The organism is Streptomyces ortus (assembly GCF_026341275.1).
GTDB lineage: Bacteria > Actinomycetota > Actinomycetes > Streptomycetales > Streptomycetaceae > Streptomyces > Streptomyces ortus.
Genome location: NZ_JAIFZO010000002.1, coordinates 6,601,125 through 6,626,233, shown reverse-complemented (window position 1 = coordinate 6,626,233; position 25,109 = coordinate 6,601,125). Strand labels below are relative to the sequence as shown.

Annotated in this window: 21 protein-coding genes and 1 pseudogene; 6 read left to right on the top strand and 16 right to left on the bottom strand. The window is 72.0% G+C overall.

Annotated features, from left to right (window positions below):
- Nucleotides 1–135: 135 nt before the first annotated feature.
- Together K3769_RS32295 and K3769_RS32290 are read left to right on the top strand one after the other, a co-directional pair.
- On the top strand, nucleotides 136–654 hold the full coding sequence (locus tag K3769_RS32295) for an IS3 family transposase (RefSeq protein ID WP_267029789.1): 519 nt from the start codon (nucleotides 136–138) through the stop codon (nucleotides 652–654).
- The gene (locus tag K3769_RS32290; RefSeq protein ID WP_267029788.1) at nucleotides 624–836 is read left to right on the top strand and encodes a site-specific integrase; all 213 of its coding nucleotides are present in this window, start codon (nucleotides 624–626) and stop codon (nucleotides 834–836) included. Before K3769_RS32295 ends, K3769_RS32290 begins: the two co-directional genes overlap by 31 nt.
- A 36-nt stretch (nucleotides 837–872) precedes the next feature.
- Here the strand turns inward: K3769_RS32290 and K3769_RS32285 are convergent, their stop codons facing one another.
- Nucleotides 873–1,715, bottom strand: a complete 843-nt coding sequence (locus K3769_RS32285) for a MerR family transcriptional regulator (RefSeq protein WP_267029787.1) — start codon at nucleotides 1,713–1,715, stop codon at nucleotides 873–875.
- 570 nt (nucleotides 1,716–2,285) lie between these two features.
- Between K3769_RS32285 and K3769_RS32280 the strand changes: the two genes are divergently transcribed.
- Nucleotides 2,286–2,597: a hypothetical protein gene (locus tag K3769_RS32280; RefSeq protein WP_267029786.1), complete on the top strand. Its 312-nt coding sequence runs from the start codon at nucleotides 2,286–2,288 to the stop codon at nucleotides 2,595–2,597.
- Nucleotides 2,598–3,025: 428 nt separating this feature from the next.
- Here K3769_RS32280 and K3769_RS32275 read toward each other — a convergent pair whose 3' ends face one another.
- Complete coding sequence (locus K3769_RS32275; RefSeq protein ID WP_267029785.1) at nucleotides 3,026–3,769, bottom strand: amino acid ABC transporter ATP-binding protein; 744 nt, start codon at nucleotides 3,767–3,769, stop codon at nucleotides 3,026–3,028.
- Nucleotides 3,770–3,896: 127 nt separating this feature from the next.
- Nucleotides 3,897–4,337 (bottom strand): DUF6278 family protein, encoded by a 441-nt coding sequence (locus K3769_RS32270; protein WP_267029784.1) that lies wholly within the window; start codon nucleotides 4,335–4,337, stop codon nucleotides 3,897–3,899.
- Between the two features lie 191 nt (nucleotides 4,338–4,528).
- On the opposite strand from K3769_RS32270, the gene K3769_RS32265 reads away from it, so the two are divergent.
- Nucleotides 4,529–6,310, top strand: coding sequence for an SGNH/GDSL hydrolase family protein (locus K3769_RS32265; RefSeq protein WP_282567259.1), 1,782 nt, complete (start codon nucleotides 4,529–4,531; stop codon nucleotides 6,308–6,310).
- 61 nt (nucleotides 6,311–6,371) lie between these two features.
- On the opposite strand, the gene K3769_RS32260 is transcribed toward K3769_RS32265, so the two are convergent.
- The 5 genes and pseudogenes from K3769_RS32260 to K3769_RS32240 form a co-directional block, all read right to left on the bottom strand.
- A complete protein-coding gene (locus K3769_RS32260; protein WP_267029782.1) occupies nucleotides 6,372–7,151 on the bottom strand; it encodes an exodeoxyribonuclease III in 780 nt (259 codons plus the stop codon).
- A gap of 55 nt (nucleotides 7,152–7,206) precedes the next feature.
- The gene (locus K3769_RS32255) at nucleotides 7,207–7,842 is read right to left on the bottom strand and encodes an MBL fold metallo-hydrolase (RefSeq protein ID WP_267029781.1); all 636 of its coding nucleotides are present in this window, start codon (nucleotides 7,840–7,842) and stop codon (nucleotides 7,207–7,209) included.
- Between the two features lie 76 nt (nucleotides 7,843–7,918).
- Entirely contained in the window at nucleotides 7,919–9,205 is a 1,287-nt protein-coding gene (pcaDC, locus tag K3769_RS32250; protein ID WP_267031625.1) for a bifunctional 3-oxoadipate enol-lactonase/4-carboxymuconolactone decarboxylase PcaDC, read from the bottom strand.
- A 412-nt stretch (nucleotides 9,206–9,617) separates the two neighbouring features.
- A pseudogene (locus K3769_RS32245) lies at nucleotides 9,618–11,002 on the bottom strand (sulfite oxidase).
- A gap of 293 nt (nucleotides 11,003–11,295) precedes the next feature.
- Nucleotides 11,296–12,939, bottom strand: coding sequence for an SWIM zinc finger family protein (locus K3769_RS32240; RefSeq protein ID WP_267029780.1), 1,644 nt, complete (start codon nucleotides 12,937–12,939; stop codon nucleotides 11,296–11,298).
- Nucleotides 12,940–13,021: 82 nt separating this feature from the next.
- On the opposite strand from K3769_RS32240, the gene K3769_RS32235 reads away from it, so the two are divergent.
- Entirely contained in the window at nucleotides 13,022–13,435 is a 414-nt protein-coding gene (locus K3769_RS32235; protein ID WP_267029779.1) for a hypothetical protein, read from the top strand.
- Between the two features lie 526 nt (nucleotides 13,436–13,961).
- On the opposite strand, the gene K3769_RS32230 is transcribed toward K3769_RS32235, so the two are convergent.
- The 7 genes from K3769_RS32230 to K3769_RS32200 form a co-directional block, all read right to left on the bottom strand.
- The gene (locus K3769_RS32230; RefSeq protein ID WP_267029778.1) at nucleotides 13,962–16,880 is read right to left on the bottom strand and encodes an SCO1167/SCO6262 family helicase; all 2,919 of its coding nucleotides are present in this window, start codon (nucleotides 16,878–16,880) and stop codon (nucleotides 13,962–13,964) included.
- A gap of 107 nt (nucleotides 16,881–16,987) precedes the next feature.
- Entirely contained in the window at nucleotides 16,988–17,569 is a 582-nt protein-coding gene (locus K3769_RS32225; protein ID WP_267029777.1) for a sugar kinase, read from the bottom strand.
- Nucleotides 17,566–18,750, bottom strand: a complete 1,185-nt coding sequence (locus K3769_RS32220) for an ROK family glucokinase (protein ID WP_267029776.1) — start codon at nucleotides 18,748–18,750, stop codon at nucleotides 17,566–17,568. Before K3769_RS32220 ends, K3769_RS32225 begins: the two co-directional genes overlap by 4 nt.
- Before the next feature lie 13 nt (nucleotides 18,751–18,763).
- Complete coding sequence (locus K3769_RS32215; RefSeq protein WP_267029775.1) at nucleotides 18,764–19,633, bottom strand: ATP-binding cassette domain-containing protein; 870 nt, start codon at nucleotides 19,631–19,633, stop codon at nucleotides 18,764–18,766.
- On the bottom strand, nucleotides 19,630–20,637 hold the full coding sequence (locus K3769_RS32210) for an ABC transporter permease (RefSeq protein WP_267029774.1): 1,008 nt from the start codon (nucleotides 20,635–20,637) through the stop codon (nucleotides 19,630–19,632). Before K3769_RS32210 ends, K3769_RS32215 begins: the two co-directional genes overlap by 4 nt.
- Nucleotides 20,634–21,638, bottom strand: coding sequence for a sugar ABC transporter substrate-binding protein (locus tag K3769_RS32205; RefSeq protein WP_267029773.1), 1,005 nt, complete (start codon nucleotides 21,636–21,638; stop codon nucleotides 20,634–20,636). The genes K3769_RS32210 and K3769_RS32205 overlap by 4 nt, the downstream gene beginning before the upstream one ends.
- A gap of 106 nt (nucleotides 21,639–21,744) precedes the next feature.
- On the bottom strand, nucleotides 21,745–22,494 hold the full coding sequence (locus tag K3769_RS32200; protein ID WP_267031624.1) for a GntR family transcriptional regulator: 750 nt from the start codon (nucleotides 22,492–22,494) through the stop codon (nucleotides 21,745–21,747).
- Nucleotides 22,495–22,611: 117 nt separating this feature from the next.
- Between K3769_RS32200 and K3769_RS32195 the strand changes: the two genes are divergently transcribed.
- On the top strand, nucleotides 22,612–23,625 hold the full coding sequence (locus K3769_RS32195) for a Gfo/Idh/MocA family protein (protein ID WP_267029772.1): 1,014 nt from the start codon (nucleotides 22,612–22,614) through the stop codon (nucleotides 23,623–23,625).
- Nucleotides 23,626–23,923: 298 nt separating this feature from the next.
- Here the strand turns inward: K3769_RS32195 and alc are convergent, their stop codons facing one another.
- The gene (gene alc, locus K3769_RS32190) at nucleotides 23,924–25,057 is read right to left on the bottom strand and encodes an allantoicase (RefSeq protein WP_267029771.1); all 1,134 of its coding nucleotides are present in this window, start codon (nucleotides 25,055–25,057) and stop codon (nucleotides 23,924–23,926) included.
- Nucleotides 25,058–25,109: the final 52 nt, after the last annotated feature.

The window sequence follows — 25,109 nt, the reverse complement described above, 5'->3', positions numbered from 1 at the left end:
GTTCCATGAGCTGCCCCCAGAAAGCACTCGCTGGAGTCGCGTAAGCGTGCGGTGCGGATGTATCGCGTCTCGAACGAGGTTCTGCGGACGGCCTCGGCTTTTTTCGCAGCGCAGCTCGACCCGACCCGGCCCCAGGTGACGGCGCTCGTTGACGAGAGCCCGCACCTGGGGGTCGAGTGCGTCCCGCGGGAACTCTCCACCGCCTCCTTCACCTACTACCGCTGGCGCCGCGCCGGGCACGAGCCGTGCGAACGCCGGCGCCGGGACGCGGAACTCGCCGAGCAGACCGAGGAGATCCACGCAGACTCGGGCGGCATCTACGGCTCATCGCGCGTGCACGCCGTGCTCAGGCGCGAAGACGTCCACGTGGACCACAAGCGGGTCGAGCGGTTGATGCGCGAGGCCGAGATCGCGCGCATCGGTCCGCGCCGGGGCGGCTTCACGTGCCGTGGTCCCAAGGCCACACTCGCCCCGGATTTGATCGAGCGGGACTTCAACGCACCGGCGCCGAACCGGCTGTGGGCGTGGACGGAACTGTGCTTCGCGCTTCCCAAGGGGCGCAAGGGCGCAAGGTCAGGGACGTACCGTTGCCGCACAGCGTGCCTCGGGCCTTCCAGCAGCACATGCAGCGGTTCGCTCCGGCGGCGGACGTGATCGCTCCGCTGGAGGAGGGCAGCACCCACGGCGCTCGCGTGTGGGAGCCGTCCCGGGAGCAGTGCTTCCACGCTCTGCGCCACTTCTTCGCCCTCGCAGAACTGGAGGCCGGCGAATCGGTCGCCTTCCTGGCGCGCCGGCCGGGGCACTCCGATCCCGGGTACACGCTGCGGAGGTGCTGAGTAGCAGGTCAGACGAGGTGCGGCGGCATCCGCTTGTCACATGTCTGTGGAGAGGCTCTCGCCAAGGAGCTGTCCTGCGAGTTCCATGCACCGTGTCCGGGCCGCGGAGAAGCCGTAGGGCATCTTGGTCACCGCTTCGAAGGCGCTCATCTGGACCTCCTCCTCACCGCTCGCCTCGGCGTCGTAGGCATCGAAGAGCTTCTCCTCGGCCACGTCCAGTCCGGTCGCTTCAATGGCCTGGTGCAGGGCCTTGTGGTGGGCGCAGTACTGCGCGGCGAGTTCCTCGACCCGCGGGTCGTGGGGGTCGACGGTGTCATCGAGGGCGGCGGCGGCCACGTCGAGGCGGTCTGCCTCGGCCCGTAGGCCGGGATGGGTCGCCAGGGTGATGAACACGCTGGCCTGAATCGCGGCTCCCAGCGGCCCGAAGATCCGTTCCGTGACCAGCAGGGCGTCCAGGTCGGAGGGGCGCAGCGCGCCGGAAGGCACGTGGCTGAGCCGGTCCGTGACCAACGGGGAGAGCAAGCCCAGTGGGCTGCCCACGACCCGCAGGCGCTGGACTGCCGCGCGCTGACGCTTGATGTCGGCCTCCTGGGCGGCCAGGGTCTCCTCCAGCCGGCCCAGGACGTCCTCGACGTCCCGGGCTTCGTCGAAGGCGGCCCGCATGTCGTCCAGGCTGATGCCGGCCTCGGACATCTTGCGGACCCACAGCAGGCGGATCATGTCGTCGTAGCCGTAGCGGCGGCGTCCGTCCACGCCTCGCTCGGGCTCCGGCAGCAGACCGATCTGGTGGTAGTGACGAATGGCGCGCGGGGTGGTTCCGGCGAAGGCGGCGGCATCGCCGATCTTGACCTCGCGGGGAGGGGTGGCGGAGGGGTACATCGCAGACAGGGCCTTTCGTGCTGTGGTGCCCTTGACGACACCACATGCCGCTACGGCATGTGCAACTACACACCACCCGGACCCTGACGGGCCATCGGGCGCTCCCTCGCCAATGGTGTCGCGTCCCACGACAGGCCCGCAATGAGCACGGTGCTTCGTGAAGTTGCTGGTCACGGGTCTGGGGTGGGCGGGGTTCGGGTTGCTCGTGCCGGTCGTGGGTGGATGGCTTCGGTGATGATCGTCGGTCACCGGGAAACTTCGCGGTTTGTAAGGACGAGCAGGGATCTGACCAGGGTGGTCGCCCACGTCGCCTGCGCGGCGACCGGCCATCCGCGCCCTCTGCCCGAGTAGCCACAGAGCCCACCACTCTTGTCGAGGTGCCCTGACCGGAATGATCACTGCATGAATCATGTTCGTGTCAGGAGCCTTTCGCTGCACCTTCATCCCGGCAGGCCGGCAGGCATCAGCCCCGGGAACTCCCTGTTCGGCGATCGAACCTCGACGTGTCCCCGGCCACGGGAACGCGGGTCGTTGAAGCGGTATGCCAGATCCTGCGCCCCTGAGCACGGTGTGCCCCAGCAGAGCATCGTCAAGGACGGCAAGAACGTCCCCGACCAGTCCCACCGTGCCTTTCCCAAGGCGGCCAAGGCATGGATCAGCAAGCAGCCCCTCGGTCCGCCCGAGCTGGACCGTGCGAAGAACCCGCACTACACGGACGGCTTCCGGGCCGAGATCGCCTGCATGCACGAGGCCGGCGTCAAGGTGGAGCCGATGGCCGACGGCGAGGGCTACAGCTGGCCCGCCGGGGAGATCAACGTGCCCAACCTGCCCGAGCTGGAAAAGCGCTGTCGCATCGAGGCGTTCAGCGACAAGGACAAGTGACGAGGGCGACCACCCCGGTCAGGTCCCTGCTCGTCCTCACGAACAGCGACCCGCAACACCCATCGTGCCGGGCAGTAGGACGGGGCGGGGAAGAGCACAACCCGACCGGCGCAGCTGACCTTCTTCTCACCAGTGGCCGACCCGCGTACGTGTCGGTCCCGCTGCGTGAGCAGTGATCCCCGGCTGCCGCCGGACGGGCCATTGCCCCTCGCTACCGCGTGCCCGGCAGCAGCGTCCCTGGGTCGGCCGAGGCGCCTTCGACAGCCTCTGTCACCGCGGGGATGAACGACAAAGCGTAGTCGAGACCGGGCGCGGCCCGTCCCCCGGCATGGCGGAAACCCTCCCCGGCACCGGGGCGCGGCCCCGTCGCCGGTTCAGGACGTACACGTACCGCGCGTGCCGTACGGGTCATGGTCGCGGTCCCCCGGTCAGTGTGTGAGGATCTTGGAAAGAAAATCCTTGGCACGGTCGCTGCGTGGGTCGGTGAAGAACTCCTCGGGGGTGCGGTCCTCGACGATGCGGCCGTCGGCCATGAAGACGACCCGGTCGGCCGCCGAACGCGCGAAGCCCATCTCGTGGGTGACGACCAGCATCGTCATACCGTCGCGCGCGAGCTGCTGCATGACCTCCAGTACCTCGTTGATCATCTCCGGGTCGAGTGCCGAGGTCGGCTCGTCGAACAGGAGCACCTTGGGATCCATCGCGAGGGCGCGGGCGATGGCCGCGCGCTGCTGCTGACCGCCGGAGAGCTGCGCCGGGTACTTGGGCGCCTGCGAGGCGAGTCCCACCCGGTCGAGGAGTTCGAGCGAGCGCCTGTCGGCCTGGTCCTTCTTGCGGCCGCGCACCTTCATCTGGGCCAGGGAGACGTTCTGCAGGACCGTCTTGTGCGCGAACAGGTTGAAGGACTGGAAGACCATGCCGACCTCGGCACGGAGTTTCGCGAGTTCCCTGCCCTCCTCGGCCAACGGCTGCCCGTCCAGTCTGATCTCGCCCGACCCGATGGGCTCCAGGCGGTTGATCGCCCTGCAGAGGGTCGACTTGCCCGACCCCGAGGGGCCGATGACCACGACCACCTCCCCCTTGCCGACGGTGAGATCGATGTCCCGCAGGACATGCAGCTCCCCGAAGTACTTGTTGACGTGTCGCAGCTCGATCAACGGATCGACGGCCATGCTCAGCCCTACCCACTCTCAGCAGTGTCGCGATTGCGGCAAACTATCCAGACGGGAGTGGAGTTAATACACGACACGCACTTTTCGGGCATTAGCCGTATTTACTCCGCCGGTGCGGGCCAGGGCTTCACGCTTCCGCGACCTCGGCGTACAGCTGAGAGAGTTCGGGAACCCCGTTGGCCGCCCAGTCGTGACCCGATACGACCACGTCGATCTCCCGGCCCGACACCAGCCGCACCACCGGTCGGCCGTTCGGCCACACCTCCCAGAGCGCGCCGGGGACCGTACGGACGATGACCGTGCCGAGATAGAGGCCGGCGTCGTTGCCGAGCCAGGACAGGCTCTCCTCGTCGTCGCGCCAGCGGGGCAGCAGCTGGTCGAGCGCCTCCAACGAGGCCGCGGAGTCGTCGAGTTCGATCCCCGCCTGATACGCCTGGGAACGGAGGAGTTCGCATTCGGAGAGCAGTTCGGCCACCCCTTCGTGGTCGCTCTCGCTGCCCGAGAAGACCGCGACCCCTTGGGCGGGGCCCTGCTTCTTGCGCCGGTTGCCCAGGAAAGGGATGTTCATACACCCAGCCTTTCATCCATATCGCCCATCGCACCACAGGGCGCGCGGAACGCCTGTTCCCGGGGAGTTCGCACGCAGTTCGCGCCTGTCTCATTGACGGGACGTCGTCATCTCCTTAGCTTCACGGTGCATCTGTCACCCCGTCAGTGCGTCCTGTCCGTCCGTGAGTGGGAGGAGTCGGTGTGCGCCGAATGGTGTGGGGTACCGCCTTCGCGCTGGCTCTGCTGACAGCGCCGGCGGCGACTCCGGCGACGGCCGCGCCCCAGGTCGGGCAACGTCCGACGGCCTTGCAGCGGCTCTTCGACAACACGGCCGTGAGCGACGACGCGCGACCGGCCGGGGCGGACTTCGACGGCGCGGGCCGTTCCCTGTCGGCACAGGACCTGACCGCCGCCGGCTGGAGAGCGGGACGCCCACTGACGGTCCAGGGGGCCCGGCTGACCTGGCCCCGCCGGGCACCGGGCGAGCCCGACAACGTACGCGCGAACGGGCAGTCCGTACGGGTACGCGGCCACGGTGACGCGCTCGCCTTCCTGGTGGCGGGCACGGGTGGCGGCGAGGAGAGCGGCACCGGGGTGGTGCGGTACCTCGACGGGTCCAGCTCCTCGTACCGGCTGAGTGCGTCGGACTGGCGCGGCGGCCCGCTCGCCACCAAGGCCGTGGCCCTCCCCCACATCAACACCCCCGGCGGTCAACTCGTCGAGCAGGCACGGCTGTACGTGGTGACCGTGCCGCTCACCCGGGGGCGCTCGGTGGCCTCCGTGGAGCTGCCGCGCAACGGCGACCTGCATGTGTTCGCCCTGTCGGTACGCTCCGACAGCCCGGGCTGGACGGGCAGTTGGGCCGCGTCGACGTCCGGCTATCCCGCCGTCGGGCCCTGGACGGACCGGACTCTGCGTCTGGTGGTGCACACCTCGGCGGGCGGGCCACGGGTCCGGATCCGGCTCGACAACACGTTCGCGGCCGGGCCCGTACGGATCGGGAGTGCGACGGTGGCGGTGCAGGCGTCCGGGGCGAGCCCGCGCGGCGCTCCCGTGCCACTGTCCTTCGGGGGCTCCGGAAGCACCGAGATCCCCGCGGGGGCGCAGGCGTTCAGCGATCCGCTGGACTTCGACGTGCCCGCGGACAGCAATCTCCTGGTGAGCTTCCAGCTGCCGGGAACGGTGACGGCGGCGCCCGTGCACAGCCTGGCCGTCCAGCAGTCGTACGTCAGCGAGCCCGGTGACCACGCCGGAGACACCGCCCCGGACGCGTACACCTCGACGATCCTCAACTGGCCCCTGCTGACCGGTGTCGACGTGGGGAACGAGCCCGGCGGCCGGGCGGGCGGCGGGCCGGGGTCCGTCGTGGTGCTCGGGGACTCGATCACCGACGGCGAGAAGTCGACGCGGGACGCGAACCGGCGCTGGCCCGATCTGCTGGCCGACCGGCTCCGGGAGCAGAGTGCGGTGCCGCGTCACGGGGTGCTCAATCAGGGGATCTCGGCGAACCGTGTGGTCACGGACCGGTACGCCGGTGACGGTGTCTCCACCGACACGGGCGGGGTGAGCGCGCTGCACCGTCTGGACCGGGACGTCCTCGCGCAGACGTCGGCGCGTACGGTCGTCGTCTTCCAGGGGATCAACGACGTCCGCTGGGGCGCGAGCGCCGAGCAGGTCGTCGACGGGCTGCGGGAGATCGCCGGGCGGGCGCACGCGCGGGGGCTGCGGGTGCTGGCCGCGACGATCGTGCCCTGTCGGGGAGAGGCGCGGTGCACCGCCGCGGTCGACGCGGAGCGGAGCGCCGTGAACCGGTGGATCCGGTCCGAGTCGACCGACTCCGGATTCGACGGGGTGCTCAACTTCGACGCGGTGCTGCGGGATCCGGCGGATCCCGCACGGCTGCTGCCCGCGTACGACAGCGGGGATCATCTGCATCCCGGGGATGCGGGGCTTGCCGCGCTGGCCGAGTCCGTGGATCTGGAGTTGCTCTAGGCGCGGGTCGCGGGTCGGATCGGACGTGGGAGGTGCGCGGTTCCCCCCGCCCCTTGCGGGGCTACACGTCCAGGTCCACCACCACCGGGGCGTGGTCCGAGGCGCCCTTGCCCTTGCGCTCCTCCCGGTCCACGTACGAGTCGGTCACGGCCTTGGCGAAGGGGGCGTTGCCGTAGACCAGGTCGATGCGCATACCGCGGTTCTTGGGGAAGCCGAGCTGGCGGTAGTCCCAGTACGTGAACGGATGGTCGTACTTCAGGGGGCGCGGGACCACGTCCGACAGGCCCGTCCCGCGCAGGGCGGCGAGGGCGGCGCGCTCGGGCTCCGTGACGTGGGTGGAGCCCTCGAAGAGGGTCCGGTCGAAGACGTCGTCGTCCGTCGGAGCCACGTTGTAGTCGCCCAGCACCGCGAACGGGCGGCTGCCGGCCGCGTCGTCCGCGACGGCCGCTCTCAGAGCCTCGAACCACTGGAGCTTGTACGCGTAGTGCGGGTGGTCCACCTCGCGGCCGTTCGGCACGTAGACCGAGCAGACGCGGACCGGGCCGCAGGTCGCGGAGACCGCGCGGGGCTCCTCGACGCCTTCGTAGCCGGGATCGCCCGGCAGGCCCCGCACGATGTCCTCAAGTCCCACCCGGGACACCACCGCCACGCCGTTCCACCGCCCCGTCGCGTTCACCGCCGACTCGTAGCCCAGCTCGCGGAGCTCGTGCGTGGGGAACTGCTCGGCGGTGGTCTTCGTCTCCTGGACGCACAGCACGTCCGTGCCGCTGCTCTCCAGCCAGGCCAGCAGCCTCGGGAGACGGGCGGTGATCGAGTTCACGTTCCAGGTGGCGATACGCATGCCTCACAACCTACCGGGCGCCTCTGACAGTCACTGGCCGGGCGCTCGGAGGCCGTCAGAGGTCGGCGGTCTCGCCCGGCGCCAGCCTCAGGTGCTCGGAGCCGCCCAGGGCGCCGATCTGGCGGTCGTAGGCAGGGCGCGCGAGGTCCGTGAGCAGGGCGTCGTGGATGTCGTACGCGCGCTGCGGCTTGACCTCGCGGACGTAGTCGATGACCTCGGAGATCTTGCTCCAGGGCGCCTGGACGGGCAGCAGCAGCGTCTCCACCGGATGGTCGGGGAGGGTGAGCGCGTCGCCCGGGTGGAAGATCCGCCCGCCGTCGACGAGGTAGCCGACGTTCGTGATGCGCGGGATGTCCGGATGGATCACGGCGTGCAGTTCGCCGTGGACCTGTACGTCGAAGCCCGCGGCGGTGAACGTGTCACCGTGGCCGACGGTGTGCACCCGGCCCGGGAACGCGGCCGAGAGCTGGTCGGCGACCGACTTCAGGGTCCAGATCTCCGCCCGGGGGTTGGCGTCGAGGCCGGCCCGCAGGTGCCCTTCGCTGAAGTGGTCGGGGTGCTCGTGCGTGACGAGGATCGCGTCCGCGCCGACCGCGGCGTCCTCCTCGCTGAAGACACCGGGGTCGATGACGAGGGCGCGGCCGTCCTTCTCCAGGCGGACACAGGCGTGCGACTTCTTTGTGAACCTCATGTTCGTAGCCTCCATGCTGTCCATCCTGCCTCCGCCCGTCGGCGCCGGCCCACCCGAGGGGCCCCTTTCGCGCCGCTCACTCCTGCGGTGTGGTCTCCTCGCGGATGACCTGCTGGGCCACCTTGAATGCGCTGTTCGCGGCCGGTACGCCGCAGTAGACGGCCGCCTGGAGGAGTACTTCCTTGATCTCGACGGGGGTGAGCCCGTTGCGCAGGGCGGCCCGGGTGTGGAAGGCCAGCTCGTCGAGGTGGCCGCCCGCGACCAGGGCGGTGAGGGTCACACAGCTGCGCGAACGCCGGTCGAGGCCCGGCCGGTCCCAGATCTCGCCCCACGCGTAGCGCGTGATGAACTCCTGGAAGTCCCCGGAGAACTCGTCGGCCTGGGCCAGTGCCCGGTCCACATGGGCGTCCCCGAGCACCTCCCGGCGGACCTTGATGCCCGCGTCGTACGGATCGGCCCTGCCCGTCAGCGCCTCGGGCTGCGGGGCGGGGGCTATCTCGGCGACGGGTGCCGTCTGCTGCGGCACGGAGAGCACCGGGCTCGCCTGCGGGACCACGACCGACATCTGCCCGGTGGACGAGTCGTAGGCGGGCTGCTGCCAGGCCGTGGAGAAGTGCCGCACCAGGAGGTCGGTCACCGCGGCGGGCTGCTCGACGGGGACCAGGTGGGAGGCGCCGGGCACGACCGCGAGGCGGGCGTCCGGTATCCCGGCGACCAGGGTGCGGGCCTCGGCGGGGCCGGTCACCTGGTCGTCCGAACCGACCAGGACGAGCGTGGGCACACCGATGCGGCCGAGGTCGGCGCGGATGTCGAACGCGGCGAGCGCCTCGCAGGCGGCGATGTAGCAGCCCGGGTCGGTGGTGCGCACCATCTGGACGGCCCACTCCGTGATCGCGGGCTGCGCCGCGGCGAACCCGGTCGTGAACCAGCGCTCCGGGGACGACCGCGCGATGGGGTCCAGGCCGTTCGACCGGACGATCACCCCGCGCTGCCGGAACTCGTCGGCCGTGCCGAAGCGCGGGGAGGCCGCGATCAGCGTGAGCGAGGCCAGGCGCTCGGGGCGGCGCAGGGCCAGTTCGGCCCCCACCGCCCCGCCGAGCGCACAGCCCGCGTAGCCGAACCGCTGGACGCCGAGCCCGTCGAGGGTGGCGAGCAGCCGCTCGGCGAGCTCGGTGACCGAGCCGGTCGGGTGCGCGGGCGCACCGCCGTGACCGGGCAGGTCGAAGCGGAAGACCCGCCACTGCTTGGCCAGCTCCGGGACCTGCCGGTCCCACATGTGCCAGGTGGTACCGAGGCTGGGCCCCAGGATCAGGACGGGGGCGTCCTCCGGCCCGTCAAAGCGGTACTGCAGCGTATTGATCATGGCTTCGGTCACGGGTTCACACCTTCATCTGTCACGATCTGTCACACACCCCCCGCGAGACCTCCCCATGCCTCCGCTGCTGGAAGCAGGTCCGCCACATTGTTCGCGCCAGGTAGGTCACGCACGACGCCCGAGCATCGTACAGACGGACCCTACGAAGGGTGTTTTGCGGGACGAAGTCCCATCGAGATCGTCGACTTGTTGCCGTCCTGACGGTGACCTTCTTCCAGGTCTGGCCGTAGTCGTACGACACGTACACCGTGTCACGTACACCGCGTACGGAAGTTGGTGTACGAGTCCGGCCACCGGCCGAAGGGAGCAGCCGCCGCGGCGATCGGGCCCGCACACGCTCTTTTCACTTGTCTGCGCGAGGCGGGTGCGAGGGGGCGCGGGTACGGGGGGCGGGTGTGAGTCACACGGCTCGGACCGGGTGACGGACGATCGCGTCGAAGAGATAGCCCTGGGTGTTGTGGACGGTGGTCTCCGGCTGGGTGCGTCCCGTGGTGTCCGTCGCGCGGGCAAGAAGCGTGTACGTCCCCGGGGCCGTCGGACGCCAGTCGGCGGACCAGCGGACCCAGTCGGCGCGACGCGGGGCGTCGTGCAGACGGGCGCGCCGCCACCTCACCCCGCCGTCGGTACTCACGTCGACGCGCGCCACCCCGCCCGCACCCGACCACGAACGGCCGGTGAGACGGTGCTCGGCGGCGGCCTCCAGGCTCGCGTTCCACGGGAGTTCGAAGGCGGACTTCAGCGTCTGACGGCTGAGCGGGGCGCCGCCTCCCGCCGGGTACTCGTCGCCGAACAGCCGGTAGAAGTCGGTGTTCCACGGCGAGTACAGCGGCTGGGCGGAGACCTCGATGTCCCCGACCCACTTGATCGACGCGATCCCGACCCAGGACGGCACGAGCACCCGTACGGGACCGCCGTGGTCCGGCGGGAGCGGCTCGCCGTTCATCTCGTACGCGAGCAGCACGTCGTCCAGCGCCTTCGACAGGGGCAGCGGACGGCGGACACGGCCCAGGTTCGTGCCGTCCGCCGTGACGTAGTCGGCGTCCAGGCCGCGGGGCAGGACATCCACCGCGCCACGGCTCAGCCCCGCCCGGCGCAGCACCTCGCCGAGCCGGACACCGCGCCAGCGGGCCACGCCGATCGCGCCCAGCGTCCACGCCGTGCCGGACACGGTCTGGCCCTGCTGTGTCGTGAAGAAGCTGCGGCCGTTGCCCGCGCACTCCACGAACGCGCTGCGGGTGGTGGCGGGCAGGCGTTTCAGGTCGTCGAGCGTGAACACGGCGGACCCGCCGCCCGCGAGGCCGTCGCCCCATACGGAGACACTCCAGGCGTGCGCGTCCAGGACGGGGTGGCGGTGTGGTTGCGGACGAAGAAGCGGTCCGTGGGGGTGTGGTGGCCGGTGCCGGCCAGCGCCTCGAACCTGGTCTCGGCGTTCGTACCCCGGGAGGTGAACCAGGCGTCGGGAAGCGGCTTGACTATCCCGGGGACCGCGGCGGCCGACGCGCGGTCGGTGGTCACGGTCGCTGTCCCGGTGGCGGCTCCGGTGGCTGTTCCGGTGGCTGTTCCGGAAGCGGCCAGGGCCGGTGCGGCGATACCGGCGGAGGTCGCGGTGGCCGCGGTGGCCAGTCCGGCGGCGGCCAGCAGACGGAGCATGTCGCGCCGTTCGACGCCGTCGGCCCGGGCTTCGCCCGCGAGCCACTGACGGAGTCGGCGACGGTCGTAGACGGACTCGCCGTCGTGCGCACCGGTACGGATACGGGAATGGGCACGGGAGTTGTTACGGGGCATGGGTGGACTCCTGCCTGTCGGAGGTGCACGGGCACGGGCACGGGTGGGGAGGCGGTGGGGTGGCCGCGGGCCCACGGGTACGGCAGAACTCGCCGGGCCTTCGGGCCTGGGGGTGCGCCGCGGGACAAGGGGTGCGGCCGGGAGCGCGGTTACGGGCTCGGTGAGGATCAACAACAGCCGTGCGGCGTGCGCACGCGGAACCGCGGGTCGGGGCCGGAGGGGCTGAGGATCATGGGCGCCATGGTACGAGGCAGCGCGCCGACTCGCCCAGGAATCACGGGAGTCGGGCGGGCTCAGACGTCGGTCGGCGAGCCCAGGCCGGTGAGGGCGCCTACCGGATCCAGGTCGGGGGTGCCCCGGGGCCACCAGTCGTCGTGGCCCGGCTCCGACTCGTAGGCGTACCAGAGGCCGTCGTGGCCCAGGCGGAGCTGTATGTGGCCGTGGGGGTGGGTGAGGTGGTTGTGCCAGGGCCGGAAGGCGGGGAAGTCGGCCGCGAGGAGCAGTGGGCGGGCCCGGTCGAAACGGCCCGCCGGAGGGTCCCAGGCCTCTTCGAGGACGGCGAGCCCTTCGAGTCCGCCCTGACGCCAGGCGGCGACCGCGCGGGCGAGGTCCGCCGGGGTGCGACGCGTGGCGGTAGCCAGGTCGGCGTAGAGGGCGCGGGTGGTGGCCGTGAGGCCGGAACCCGGACGGGTGGCGGCGAGCCGGACGGCGTCCTGCCAGAGCGTCAGCTCGGCGAGGGGGTCGCGGCCGGTGGTGAGCAGGGCGTGCGCGCGGGCGGCGGCGTCGGTGGCCAACTGGTCCAGCGCGAACGGGTCGGGGCCGCCGGGCGAGGCCGGGTAGGCCGGGGGCTGCTCCGGATGCGCGGGCGGTGGCAGCGGGGCGGGCAGGGGCGCCCGTACGCGGCGCTCGACCGCCTCGCGGGCCGGGACTCCGGGAAGCGCCGGTTCCTCGGCGGCGCGGGCCGAGCGGGCGGCCAGGGTGGCGTTGCGCCGGGACAGTTCGTCCAGCAGTTCGCGCTCGCCCCGGCCGCGCAACAGGAGGAGGACGAACGGGTCCTCGTCCAGCAGCCGCGCGGTCTGATAGCAGAGGGCCGCCGCGTGCTTGCAGGGATGGCCGGAGTCGGGGCAACTGCAGCGCGGGACGAGGTCGCCGGGGCCGGGGAGCAGTTCCACTCCGCAGTCGGCGAGGGCCTGGGGCAGCTCCTTGTCGAGCAACGCGGCGATGTGGGAGGGGCGTTCGGCGGCGGCGTCCAGGAAGCGTTCCCAGTCGTCGTCCGGGAGCGTACGCATCCGGATCTGTACGCGGTAGGGCCGCGGGCGGCTGCCGTGCACGTAGGCGAGTACGAGCCCGGGCGTGACTGTGACGGCGTCGACGTGCCCCTCGCCCGCGTACGCCTTGCCGCGCCCGAGCCGCGCCGCGTCGAGCGCCATCTCCTCCAGCGCGGCGACCCACGCGTTGCCCCACCAGGTCTCGGCGAACCCACTCGCGCGCGGTGTGCGCGCCGGGGGCGGCGGCGGGAACGTACGCCGCAGCTCCCCGTCCCGGGCGGGGGCTGCCATGGAACGGCCCGCCACCGGGGCGCTGCGCTGTGCGGCGGCCGGGGGGTCGGCGGAGACACCGGGGACGGGGATGCCGGAAACGCCGGGGACGGGCTCGGGATGAACACGGGCGTGAGCGGCGTCGGCACCGCCGGGTGCGGGGTCGGCGCCGAGACCGGCGCCGACATCTGCTCCGGCGTTCGTGCCCGTGCCTGCTCCGGCATTCGTGCCCGTGCCCGTGTCAGCGCCGTCGCCCGTGCCCTCGCCGTCGTCTGTGCCCTCTCTCATGCCGGGGGCCGAAGTGGTCGCCGGGCGGGTGGGGTTGGGCCCGGTGTCGGACTCGTCCGCCTGTTCCTCCCTGTCCAGCCGGGACGACAGGTCGAGGCTGTTGCCCAGCATCGCGGCCAGTTCCCTGACCTGGGCCGCCGCCTCGCGGCTCGGCCCGGCGGGACGAGGGCCGGCGGGACGAGGGCCGACGGCGGTGACCGCGCTACCCCCGCGCCGCTTCCGGGACGCCCCAATCCCCTTGTCCTGCGCGGCGGTTCGCTCCCGCTCGGCCTGGCTGCGCGCGGCCCGCAAGGCCTCCCGGGCCACGTCGCCGGGACGCGAGGCCCCGGAAGAACCGTCGGTCTCCGGTTCGGCCGCGGTCGACCCGGAGATCGAGACCTCGTCGGAACTGCCTTCGGCCGATTCCGTCGCCGACGCGTCGGAGGCCCTGCCGGACAGCCCCGCCACCGTCACGCCGGAGTCTCCCGTGGGCGCCCCCGACCCCGTCACGCCGGACGCCCTCGTGGCCCGGCGCGAGGCCGTCACGTCGGAGGGCCCGTCGGGGGATTCCGTTGCGGCGGAGAGCGGGCGGGTGCCGCGTGGGTTCGGCTGGGTGGCGGCCAAGTAGCCCGGTGAGCCGCCCTGGCCCTCACCCTGGCCCTCGCCCTCGGGCTCCGTCGCGGCGGCACCCCCGCTGCGGTCCGCCGCCCGGCGAATGGCCGCGCGCGCGGCGTCGCCCGGACGAGGCCCGGACGAGGCCGGCCGGGGCCCGGACGGTGGCGCGGTTCCCTCAGTGGGTCGGCGCCTGGTCGGGTGCACGACCGCCGGGGGCGCCGCCTTGGAGGCCGGGCTCGTGCCGGGCGGCTGGGGAGCCGGAACAGGTTCCTGCGAGGCCGCCTCAGCTCGGCGGGCTTCCCGTAGAGCCCGTCGGGCCGCGTCGGCAGGGCGCGTCCCACCGGCCGCCGGGCGGGGGCTGTGCGCCGAGGACGGCACGTCGACTTGGGCGTCGGCGTGGACGTCGGCTGGGGGCGTTCCCTCGTCGTCCGCGGCCCGGCCTTCCGCGCCGGACGCTCCCGGCGTCCGCTCGTCCGTCGTCGCACGCGACGTGTCCGGCGGGCGCTCGCCCTCCGTACCCGGCTGATCCGTCGGAGACATCACGTGGACCTCCGCAGTGACACCAGGTCGGACAGGTCCCGGTCGGTCAGTTCCGTCAGGGACGCCTCGCCGGAGCCGAGGATCGCGTCCGCCAGGGCCCGCTTGGAGGCGAGCATGTCGGCGATGCGGTCCTCGACGGTGCCCTCTGTGATGAGGCGGTGCACCTGGACGGGCTGGGTCTGGCCGATGCGGTAGGCGCGGTCGGTGGCCTGTTCCTCGACGGCAGGGTTCCACCAGCGGTCGAAGTGGATGACGTGGCCCGCGCGCGTGAGGTTGAGACCGGTGCCGGCCGCCTTCAGGGACAGGATGAGGATCGGCGTCGCCCCGCTCTGGAACCGGTCCACCATCTGTTCGCGCTCCGGCACCGGCGTACCCCCGTGGAGCAGTTCGACCGGGACCGCGCGCGCCGCGAGGTGGTTCGTGATCAGCCGGGCCATCCCCACGTACTGGGTGAAGACGAGGGCCGAGCCGTCCTCGGCGAGCAGCGTGTCCAACAACTCGTCCAGCAGGGCCAGTTTGCCGGAACGGGCGGCCTGGCGAGCCGCGCCCGAGCCGCTGGGGAGTCCGTCCGGTTCCTCCTTCAGATACAGCGCCGGGTGGTCGCAGATCTGTTTGAGCGCGGTGAGGAGCTTGAGGACGAGGCCCCGCCTGGCGATGCCCTGCGTGGTCTCGATGGCGAGCATCGACTCGCGCACCACGGCCTCGTACAGGGAGGCCTGTTCGCGGCTGAGGGGGACGGGGTGGTCCGTCTCCGTCTTGGGCGGCAGTTCGGGGACGATCCCCGGGTCGGACTTCTTGCGCCGAAGGAGGAAGGGCCGGATCAGCCGGGCGAGGCGGGCCACGGCCTCCTCGTCCTCGCCGTTCTCCACGGCTCGCGCGTGCCGGGCGCGGAAGGACTTCAGCGGGCCGAGGAGCCCCGGGGTCGTCCAGTCGAGCAGGGCCCACAGCTCGGAGAGGTTGTTCTCCACCGGGGTCCCGCTCAGGGCGACCCTGGCCGGTGCGGAGATCGTCCGCAGGGCCTTGGCCGTCGCCGAGTACGGGTTCTTCACGTGCTGGGCCTCGTCCGCGACGACCATGCCCCAGGTCTGCTGGGCCAGCAGCGGTGCCGTCGAACGCATCGTCCCGTAGGTGGTCAGGACGAAGCCGCCCGCCATGTCCGTCAGGGAGCGGTCCGGTCCGTGGAAGCGGCGCACGGGCACGCCGGGCGCGAAGCGCTCGATCTCCCGCTGCCAGTTGCCGAGCAGCGAGGCGGGGCAGATCACGAGGGTCGGCTCGGTGCGCGCCCGCTTCAGGTGGAGGGCGATGACGGTGATGGTCTTGCCGAGTCCCATGTCGTCGGCGAGGCAGCCGCCGAGGCCGAGCGAGGTCATCAGGTCGAGCCAGGCCAGCCCGCGCAGTTGGTAGTCGCGGAGGGTCGCCCGCAGACCGGGCGGCGGTTCGGCGGGCAGCAGTCCGGCCGTCAGGCGGTCGCGCAGCGCGGCGAGCGCGCCGACGGGCACGGCCTCTACGCTCTCCCCATCGACCTCCACGCTGCCGCTGAGGGCCGCGGAGAGGGCGTCCACCGGGTCGAGCAGGCCCAGTTCGCGCTTGCGGGCCTTGCGGACCAGGGCCGGATCGACGAGCACCCACTGGTCCCGCAGTCGGACGACGGGGCGGTGCGCTTCCGCGAGGGCGTCCATCTCGGCCTCGCTGAGGGGGTCGCCGCCCAGCGCCAACTGCCAGCGGAACTGGAGCAGTTCCTCGCTCTCGAAGAAGCCCGTCCCGTCCGTGGCCGAGCCCGGGGCGGGGCGGACGATGGCGGACGCGCTCAGGTCCTGGGCGAGGTCGCGCGGCCAGTGGACGGCGACCCCTGCGGCGCCGAGGCGGGTGGCGGCCACCCCGAGCAGGTCGGAGAGTTCGTCCTCGGACAGGGCCAGTACGTCCGGCACGTCCTGCGCGGACAGCCGGTCCAGGGGCGGCCAGACGCGGGCGGCGCGGCGCACCGCCAGGGCCGCGTCGACCCGGGCGCGCGGGCCGAACGTGGCGTCCGCGGTACCTGCCCACAGGGCCGCCGCGTCGGCGACGAGGGTGGGGTCGGCGAGGCTGTGCACCTGGACGACGGCCGCGCCCGCCCGCCGCGCGCCCTCGCTGTCGTCGAAGAGCTCGTGCGCGGACAGGTCGAGACGCAGGGAGATCCGGACTCCGGCGTCCATGCCGGCGGCGACCTCCGCCGCCCAGTCCTGGGCGCCCGGCAGCCGCTGGGCCCCGCTCGCGGCGAAGGGCCTCCCCGCCGCGTACGGAGCGGCCGGGGTGCGGGGCAGGGCATCGGCGACCGCGTCCAGGAAGGCGCGGGTCAGCGCCTCCGGCTCGGGCAGTCTGAGCGGGCCGCGGCCCGGCAGGGGGACGGCGTGTCCCTCGTACGGAAGGGCGGCGGCGATCGCCCTGAGGTGGGCGATGTCGGCCGGGTCCAGCGGGCCCGCACGCCACGCGTCGAACCCCTCGGGTGTCAGACCGGGCAGCAGCCGGCCGCGCGCGACGAGCCGCAGCGCGTGCAGGGCCGCGGCTCCCCAGCAGGCCGTGGCGGGATGCGCGGCGGGGTCGCGCCTGGCCCGTACCAGGAGCGGCAGGGCGTCGGTGACCGGCATGGTCAGCGCGGGCACCGGGTGCCGTCGCGCACCCGTACCGTGCCGCCGTACGACCGTGAGCTCGGTGTCCGGCGCGGGGAGCGGGAGGTCGCCGTCCGGGTCCCAGAAGGCCATCCGTCCACCGCGGGGCAGCGCGGCGGGCAGGAACACGGCGGCCAGCCGGGGGGACACCTCGGCCTTCGGAGCGGCGCCGGGGCCGGCCTCGGCAGGCGGCTCGCCCGCGCTCGTCCCCTCACCCGTACTCGTACTCGTACTCGTACTCGTACTCGTACTCGTACGTGCAGACGCGCTCATGCTGTCGCTCACCTCCCTCGCCTGCTCCCGACCCGGTCGGATCGATCGTCTTCGACTCTACGGGCCGGGTCTGACAACGCGGCCCGACGGCCGGAGGGAGGGGGCGGTCAGGGTGTCGTTCTGGAGACCACGTAGACCATGGGGTGGCCGGGCTTCGCCCAGTCCACGACGATGTGGTGCGTGGGCGTCGGGTTCTTCCGCTCGTGGTTCAGGCCCGACCAGGGGCCGGGACCGGTGAACTCCCAGCCGACGACCCGCCGGTCGCGTGCGCTGATGGCGATGTCGTCCTTCTCCAGCGCGTCGAGGCTGGTCCCGATGGTCTTGAGGAACTTCTCCAGGCCCTCGTCGCTGGTGAGGAACTGGACGTAGAGACGGCTGGTCTTCCAGTTGTTCGTCTCGTAGTACGCGACCTCGGCCGAGTAGCCCGGGATGGGCACCTGGTACAGGCGGCGCTGGACCCGGGAGGGCCAGCCCGGGGTGAGCCCGGTCGCCGAGTACTTGGCCTCCTTGTCCTTGCCGCTGTCCCGGCTCTGGTTGGCGGAGATCACCAGATAGCCGGCCGGTACACCGATGAGCAGCACGATGATCAGCAGGGTCAGGGCGCGGCGGCGGATCCGGTGGCCCCGGTCCTCGGGCGGCCTCGACGGCTCGTCCGGGGGCGAGGCCTGGCGCGGCAGCGAGGCCGTCACAGCGTCTCCTGCGCCTCGCGGCGGGACTCCGCGTACCGCTCGTAGCGCTCGTACCGCTCGACGCGGCGCCGGTTGGCGCGCCGGAAGCGGCGGGCGACCAGCCGGGCCAGGTCCGCGGCGCCGACCATGCCGGCTTCGGGGCCGAGCTGGGCGCGGGCGATCCGGGCCTCGGGGCGGTAGCCGCGGCCGGTCAGCTGGCGGCGGAAGGCGTCGCGGGCGGGGCCGATCAGCAGGTCGTCGGCCGCGCTGACGCCGCCGCCGATGACGAAGCAGGAGGGGTCCAGGGCGGCGGCGAGGTTCGCGATGCCGACGCCCAGCCACTGGCCGATGTCCTGGAGCAGTTCGATGCACATCGCGTCGCCCTCACGGGCCAGCTCGGTGATCATCGGGCCGGTGATCTCGGCGATGTTGCCCTTGACGTGCTCGATGATGCCGTAGGCCACCGGGGAGTCGGCGGCGGCGAGTTCGCGGGCCTCGCGGACCAGGGCGTTGCCGGAGCTGTACTGCTCCCAGCAGCCGCGGTTGCCGCACGGGCAGCGGTGGCCGCCGGGCACGACCTGCATATGGCCGAACTCGCCCGCCACCCCGAACTTGCCGCGCTTGACCTGCCCGTCCTCCAGGATGGCGCCGCCGATGCCGGTGCCGAGCGTGATCATGACGAGGTGGTCCTCGCCGCGGCCCGCGCCGAAGCGCCACTCCGCCCAGGCGGCGGCGTTCGCGTCGTTGTCCACCAGGACGGGGACGGCGAGGCGGCCCGCGAGACGGTCCCGCAGGGGTTCGTTGCGCCAGGAGAGGTGGGGCGCGAACAGGATCCGGTTGCGCTCCGCGTCGACCCAGCCGGCCGCGCCGATGCCCACCGCGTGCACGTCGTGGCGGTCGGAGAGGTCCAGGACCAGTTCGAGGATGGTGTCCTCGACGACCTTGGGGCTCTTCGACTTGTCCGGGGTCTCGGTGCGGACCTTCTCCAGGATGTTGCCGTCCGCGTCCACGACGCCCGCCATCACCTTCGTACCGCCGATGTCGATGCCGACGGTGGGGACGCGCGGCGCCGTCAGGTGGGAACGGCGTTCGCGCGTGCCCACGGTGCGCAGGGCGGTGGCACGGCGGGAGCCGATGGGGGCGCCCGCGGCTCTGGCGGAGCCGAGCGCCCTGGGCAGGGCGAGGTCGCGGTAGGTGCTCATCGCGCCGATTCTGCTACACGCCGCCGCCCGGCCGCACGGCGGCGTCCTTCGCCGCGCCCCAGGGCATCGGCTTCTCCAGTTCGTGGCGCAGGTCGTCCAGCTCCGTGCCGCCCGCCATCTGGCGGGTCAGTTCGTCCAGGGTGATCTCTTCGCGGGTGTGGTTACCGACCGTCGTCCCTCGCTTGAGGAGGACGAAGCGGTTGCCGACGAGGTACGCGTGGTGGGGGTTGTGGGTGATCAGAACGACTCCCAGGCCCGCGTCACGTGCGGCGGCCACATACTTGAGGACCACCCCGGACTGCTTGACGCCCAGTGCCGCGGTGGGCTCGTCGAGGACGAGGACCTTGGCGCCGAAGTGGACGGCCCGCGCGATCGCCACGCACTGGCGCTCGCCGCCCGACAGGGTGCCGATGGGCTGGTCGACGTCCCGCAGGTCGATGCCCATGCGCAGGAGTTCCGCGTGGGTCGTGCGGCGCATGAGGTCGACGTCCAGGCGCTTGAAGGGGCCGGATCCCTTGCGGGGCTCGGAGCCGAGGAAGAAGTTGCGCCAGACCGGCATGAGGGGGACGACGGCGAGGTCCTGGTAGACGGTGGCGATACCGCGGTCCAGGGCCTCCCGCGGGGACGCCGGTCGGGTGTCCTCGCCCTCGACGCGGAAGGTGCCCGCGTCGTGCTGGTGCAGCCCCGCGATGATTTTGATCAGGGTCGACTTGCCCGCGCCGTTGTCGCCGAGGACACAGGTGATCTCCCCCGCGTGGACCTCCAGCGAGACGCCCTCCAGGGCGCGGATGTTGCCGTAGTACTTACTGACGTCGTCGAGCTCGACCAGGGGCGTGCGCCCGGCGGACGTGGTCGTTGTCGTGGTCGTGTCGGGCCGCGTCATGCCGTGGCCTCCGCGCGCTTGCGGACCCAGGCGTTGAGCAGGGTCGCGAGGAGCAGCATCGCTCCGAGGAAGAACTTGAACCAGTCGGGGTTCCACTCGGCGAACACGATGCCCTTGTCGGTCATGCCGAAGATCAGCGCGCCGACCGCCGAGCCGACGGCGGAGCCGTAGCCGCCGGTGATCAGACAGCCGCCGATGACGGCCGCGATGATGTACGTCAGTTCCTTGCCGACGCCCTCTCCCGACTGCACGGCGTCGAAGGAGAAGAGCAGGTGCTGCCCGGCGATCCAGGCGGCGAAGGACACCCCCATGTAGAGGCCGATTTTGGTTGCGGCGACGGGCACGCCCACCGCGCGGGCCGCTTCCTTTCCGCCACCGACCGCGAAGATCCAGTTGCCGACGCGGGTGCGCAGCAGGATCCAGGAGGCGAGGGCCACCAGGCCCAGCCACCACAGGATGGTGACCTTGAAGTCGACGCCGCCGACGGTGAGGACGGACGCGAAGAGGGCCTTGGCGGAGGCGAAGCCCTCCATGTCGGCGATCGTTCTGGTCGAGACGGTCCCGCTGATCAACTTGGTGAAGCCCAGGTTCATCCCGGTCAGCATGAGGAAGGTGCCGAGCGTGATGATGAAGCTGGGCAGCCCGGTGCGGGTCAGCATGAACCCGTTGAAGAAGCCGATCGCGAGGGTGACGAGGAGCGAGACCCCCACGCCCACCCAGACGTTCGCGGTCATCTGGTAGCTGGACATCGAGGAGATCAGCGCGGACGACGTCACCATGACACCGGCGGACAGGTCGAACTCGCCGCCGATCATCAGCAGGGCGACGGGCACCGCCATGATGCCGATCGTGGAGGCCGCGTACAGCACGGTGCTGAGCCCCGCGGCCCGTACGAAACCGTCCGCGACCAGCGCGAAGAAGAGGAAGACGGCCAGCGCGCCGACCACCGAGCCCAGCTCGGGCCGGCCGAGCAGCCGCCGCAGCGGCGAGGTCGTCGCAGTCATCGGGTGCCCCGGTCCGCGTAGCTCTCCAGCTCGGCCGCCTGGTCCTTGGTGATGATCTGCGGTCCGGTGAGGACGGGCCGTCCGCCGCCGAGCGTGTCGGCGTTGTAGCGGTACAGCCAGAGCAGGTCCACGGCCTCGTACCCCTGGAGGTACGGCTGCTGGTCGACGGCGAAGCCGAGGGTGCCGTCCTTGAGCGAGGCGGCGACCTTGGCGTTCAGGTCGAAGGTGTCGATCTCGGCCTTGCTGCCCGCGTCCTGCCTGGCCTTGACCGCGGTGTCCGCGTAGGGCGCGCCGAGCGTGACGACGGCGTCGACCGAGGGGTCGGCCTGCAGCTTGGCGCCGATGGAGGACTGGACGGCGGACATGTCGGTGCCCTCGACGTAGATGTTGCGCACGGTGCCGTCGAAGGTCTTCTTGACGCCCGCGCAGCGCTGCTCATGGCCGACATTGCCCTGTTCGTGCAGGACGCAGAGGGCCGTTTTCCGGCCACGCCTGTTCAGCTCGTCGCCGACGGCCTCGCCGGCGATCGTCTCGTCCTGGCCGACATGGGTGAGCGCCCCGAACTCCTTGGACTTCTCGGCGCCCGAGTTCACGGTGATCACGGGGATGCCGGCCCGCACGGCGCGCGCGACCGCGCTCTTCATGGCGTCGGGCTTGGCGAGGGTGACGACGATGCCGTCGACACCCTTGTCCACGGCGGCGTCCACGAGCTGCGCCTGCTGCTGTCCCTCGTCGTCGTGGGAGTACAGGAACTTGATGTTGTCCTTGTCGGCGGCCTGCTGGGCGCCGTTCTGGACGATGTCCCAGAAGGTGTCGCCGTCACCCGAGTGGGTGATCATCGCGACGGTCCAGCGAGGGGTGCTCACGGCGCCCCCGCCCTGGGCCGACGCCGCTTTGCGGGCGTCCTCGGCGCGCTTGCCGCCGGTGCTGCTGCACCCGGCCAGGGATGCGCTCAGCGCCCCTGCCGCCGCGATGCTGACCCAGGTCCGAAACCGTGCCACGAGGCCGTGCCCTTCTTGCCGTTCGATATATGGAACAACCAAGTATCGGATACGGAGCGAAGGATTCCGGACAGCGGGGCCGGGTAGCGCGTGGAGTCGTACCAGCTCAGGGGCGTACGAGGAGCTGGAACTCGAAGGAGTAGCGCGAGGCGCGGTAGGTGTGGGAGCCGAATTCGACGGCGCGGCCCGTGTCGTCGAAGGTGGTGCGCTGCATGGTGAGCAGCGGGGCGCCGGCGGCCTCGTCGAGGCGCTCGGCCTCCACGGCGGTGGCGGCACGGGCGCCGACGGACTGGCGGGCGCTGTGCAGCGTGATGCCCGCCGCGCGCATCAGCCGGTACAGCCCGGTGGCCTCCAGCTGCGCGCCGTCGAGGTCGAGCAGACCGGGCGGCAGGTGGTTGCAGAGGTACGCCATCGGGTCGCCGTGGGCCAGCCGCAGCCGCTCCACCCGGTGCACGTCACTGCCCTCCGCCACCGACAGGGCCGCCGCCACCTCCGCCGTCGCCGGGACGACGGTGTTGACGAGGACGCGGGTCGCCGGACGCTGGCCGGCCGCCTCCAGGTCGTCGTAGAGGCTGCTGAGTTCCAGGGGGCGCTTGACCTGGCTGTGGACGACCTGGGTACCGACGCCCCGACGGCGTACGAGGAGGCCCTTGTCCACCAGTGACTGGATGGCCTGGCGGACGGTGGGCCGGGACAGACCGAGGCGTCCGGCGAGCTCGATCTCGTTGCCCAGCAGGCTGCCCGGGGTCAGGGCACCGCGCTCGATCGCCGCTTCGAGCTGCTGGGCCAGCTGGAAGTAGAGCGGTACCGGGCTGTTCCGGTCGACGCTGAGCTGGAGCGGCGTGGTCGGGTCCACATCTGGTTTGGGCACGGGCCCGAGCGTAGCTCCGGTGCATGTTGACGGGAAGTTGTGAGGTTCGATTGTCCGGACAAAGAGTTGACAGGGTGTAGGGTTCGCCCTCAACTTTGTCGCATGCGCATCGGACTCATCGGGACGGGTCGTATCGGTACATTTCATGCGACCGCCCTCAGCCGCCACCGCGAGGTGGGCGGCTCCCTCATCGTCACGGACGCGGACCCCGTACGAGCCCGTCGGCTCGCGGACCGCTTAGGTGCCACCGCGGCACCCGGCGTGGACGAGATCTTCACCTGGGGTGTGGACGCCGTGGTCATCACCGCGGCCACCTCGGCACACGGCGAACTGATCGGTCGCGCGGCCCGCGCCGGGCTGCCCGTGTTCTGCGAGAAGCCCATAGCCCTCGATCTGGCGGGTACGCTCACCGCCATCGCGGAGGTCGAGACCGCCGGAACGATCCTTCAGATGGGGTTCCAGCGGCGCTTCGACGCGGGGTACTCGGCCGCGCGGGAGGTGGTGCGGTCGGGGCAGCTCGGCCGGCTGCACACCGTGCGCGCGATGACCTCGGATCAGGCGCCGCCGCCCGTCGAGCATCTGCCGCTGTCCGGCGGGCTGTACCGGGACACGCTCGTGCACGACTTCGACATGCTGCGGTGGGTCACCGGGCGTGAGGTCACCGAGGTCTACGCGATGGGGTCGGACGCCGGGCCCGCGATGTTCCGCGAGGCGGGCGACATCGACACGGCGGCGGCCGTCCTCACACTGGACGACGGCACACTCGCCACGGCCACGGCGACGCGGCTGAACGGTGCGGGATACGACGTCCGCATGGAGCTGGCCGGGGAGCTGGACCAGGTCGGGGTCGGGCTCGACGACCGTACGCCGATCGCCTCCACCGAACCGGCGGGCCCGCCCGCGGCCACCAAGCCGTGGACGGGGTTCCTGGAGCGGTTCGGGCCGGCGTACGAGGCGGAGCTGCACGCGTTCGTCGAGGTGGTGCGCGGGGAGCGGGCGAATCCGTGTGACGGGCGCGAGGCGCTGCACGCGTTGCGGATCGCGGAGGCGTGCGAGTTGTCGCGGCGCGGGCGGCGCTCGGTGCCGCTGTCGGAGATCCCGGGCGGCCGGGACTGACCGGCCGCCGGCCGAGGGGGGTTGGCGGGGGGAGACGCGGGGTCGGCTGCGGCACCGCCGCGGCCGGCGGCGCTTGAGGGCAAGCGCTTCTCAGGGCCTCCGGCGCCTGAGGACTTACGCCTGTCAGCCCGTCCGGCGCCTGAGGACTTACGCCTGTCAGCCCGTCCGGCGCCTGAGGACTTACGCCTATCAGCCCGTCCGGCGCCTGAGGACTTACGCCTATCAGCCCGTCCGGCGTTTGAGGACACCCCCGCCCCCGGCTCGGGGGTACGGGGGCCGGCCCCCGGGGATTGCTTCGCTAACCGCCGAGGTCCTCGTGGCGGGACCGCAGCGCCGCCGCCCCCTCCTCCGTCAGCGCCCCGAACAGGCGCAGGCGTGAAATTCCGCCGTCCGGATAGATGTCCACGCGCGCGTGCGTGCCGACGGCCGGGGCGGCGAGGACGAAGCGGTGGTTGGTGTCGGGCTGGAGCCGGGTCCGGGGCAGGGCCTCCCGCCACTCCCCGTCCGCGCCGTCCCGGACGGAGACCGACGCCCACCCCGCCGAGTTGCCCTTCAGATACGCCGTGTCGATCTCGATCGCGCGGATCTCGGACCGTGCGACCAGCTGGTAGCGGATCCAGTCGTGGCCCCGGTCCCGCCGCCGCCGCGTCTCCCAGCCGTCGTCCATCTTGTGGGAGCGACCCGGCTGGATGGTGTTGGTGGGGGGCGAGTAGAAGCGGTCGGAGGCGTCCTCCACGTGGCCGCCGTTCTCCAGGGCGACCACGTCGAAGGCGCCGAGGACGGAGAGCCACCGCGGGTCCGGGACGACTTCGCCGTGGACGCGCAGGCGCGCGATGCCGCCGTCCGGGTGCTGGTTGACACGCAGGTGGGTGATGAGCTGCCCGGCCCCGACGGCGAACCCGTTGGCGGCGTGGCCGCCGATCTCCGTACGGGGTACGAGAGTTGTCCACTTGACGTCGTCCGCGAGGAGGTCCTCGGGGGACGGCGATCCGGGTACCGAGGTTCCTTCGACGGACACCGCCTGCGGGTAGTTGCCCCGGAAGTGGGCGGTGTCGACGACGATCCCGTGGACGATGCCGGGGGCGCCCAGGCGGATGAGCGCCCAGTCGTGGTCGTCCGCCGTGGGCCACGGGTGGTCGGCGGAGGCACCGCGTCGGCGGCGGGTCTCCCAGCCGTCCATGACCTTGCCCTTGTGGCCGAAGTGCTCGGGGTCGAACTCGGCCGGCCCGGGCAGCAGCAGGTTCTCGCGGTGGGCGAAGAACTCGTCGTTGGCGGCGACGACCGCGGCGCCCAGCTGCCGGTCGGCGAGGTTGGCGTACCGGGTGAAGGGGAAGTCGGCGGTGCGGTGGTCCGCGTACGGGTCACCGCCGCCATAGGGGTTCGCGTCGCCGGTGAAACGAGCCGAAGAGGGCTGCTGTCGCTGCTCGGTCACGTGATCAGGTCTTCCTTTCTGGGTCGGCCGCCGCGCGGTGCGGGGTGCCGGG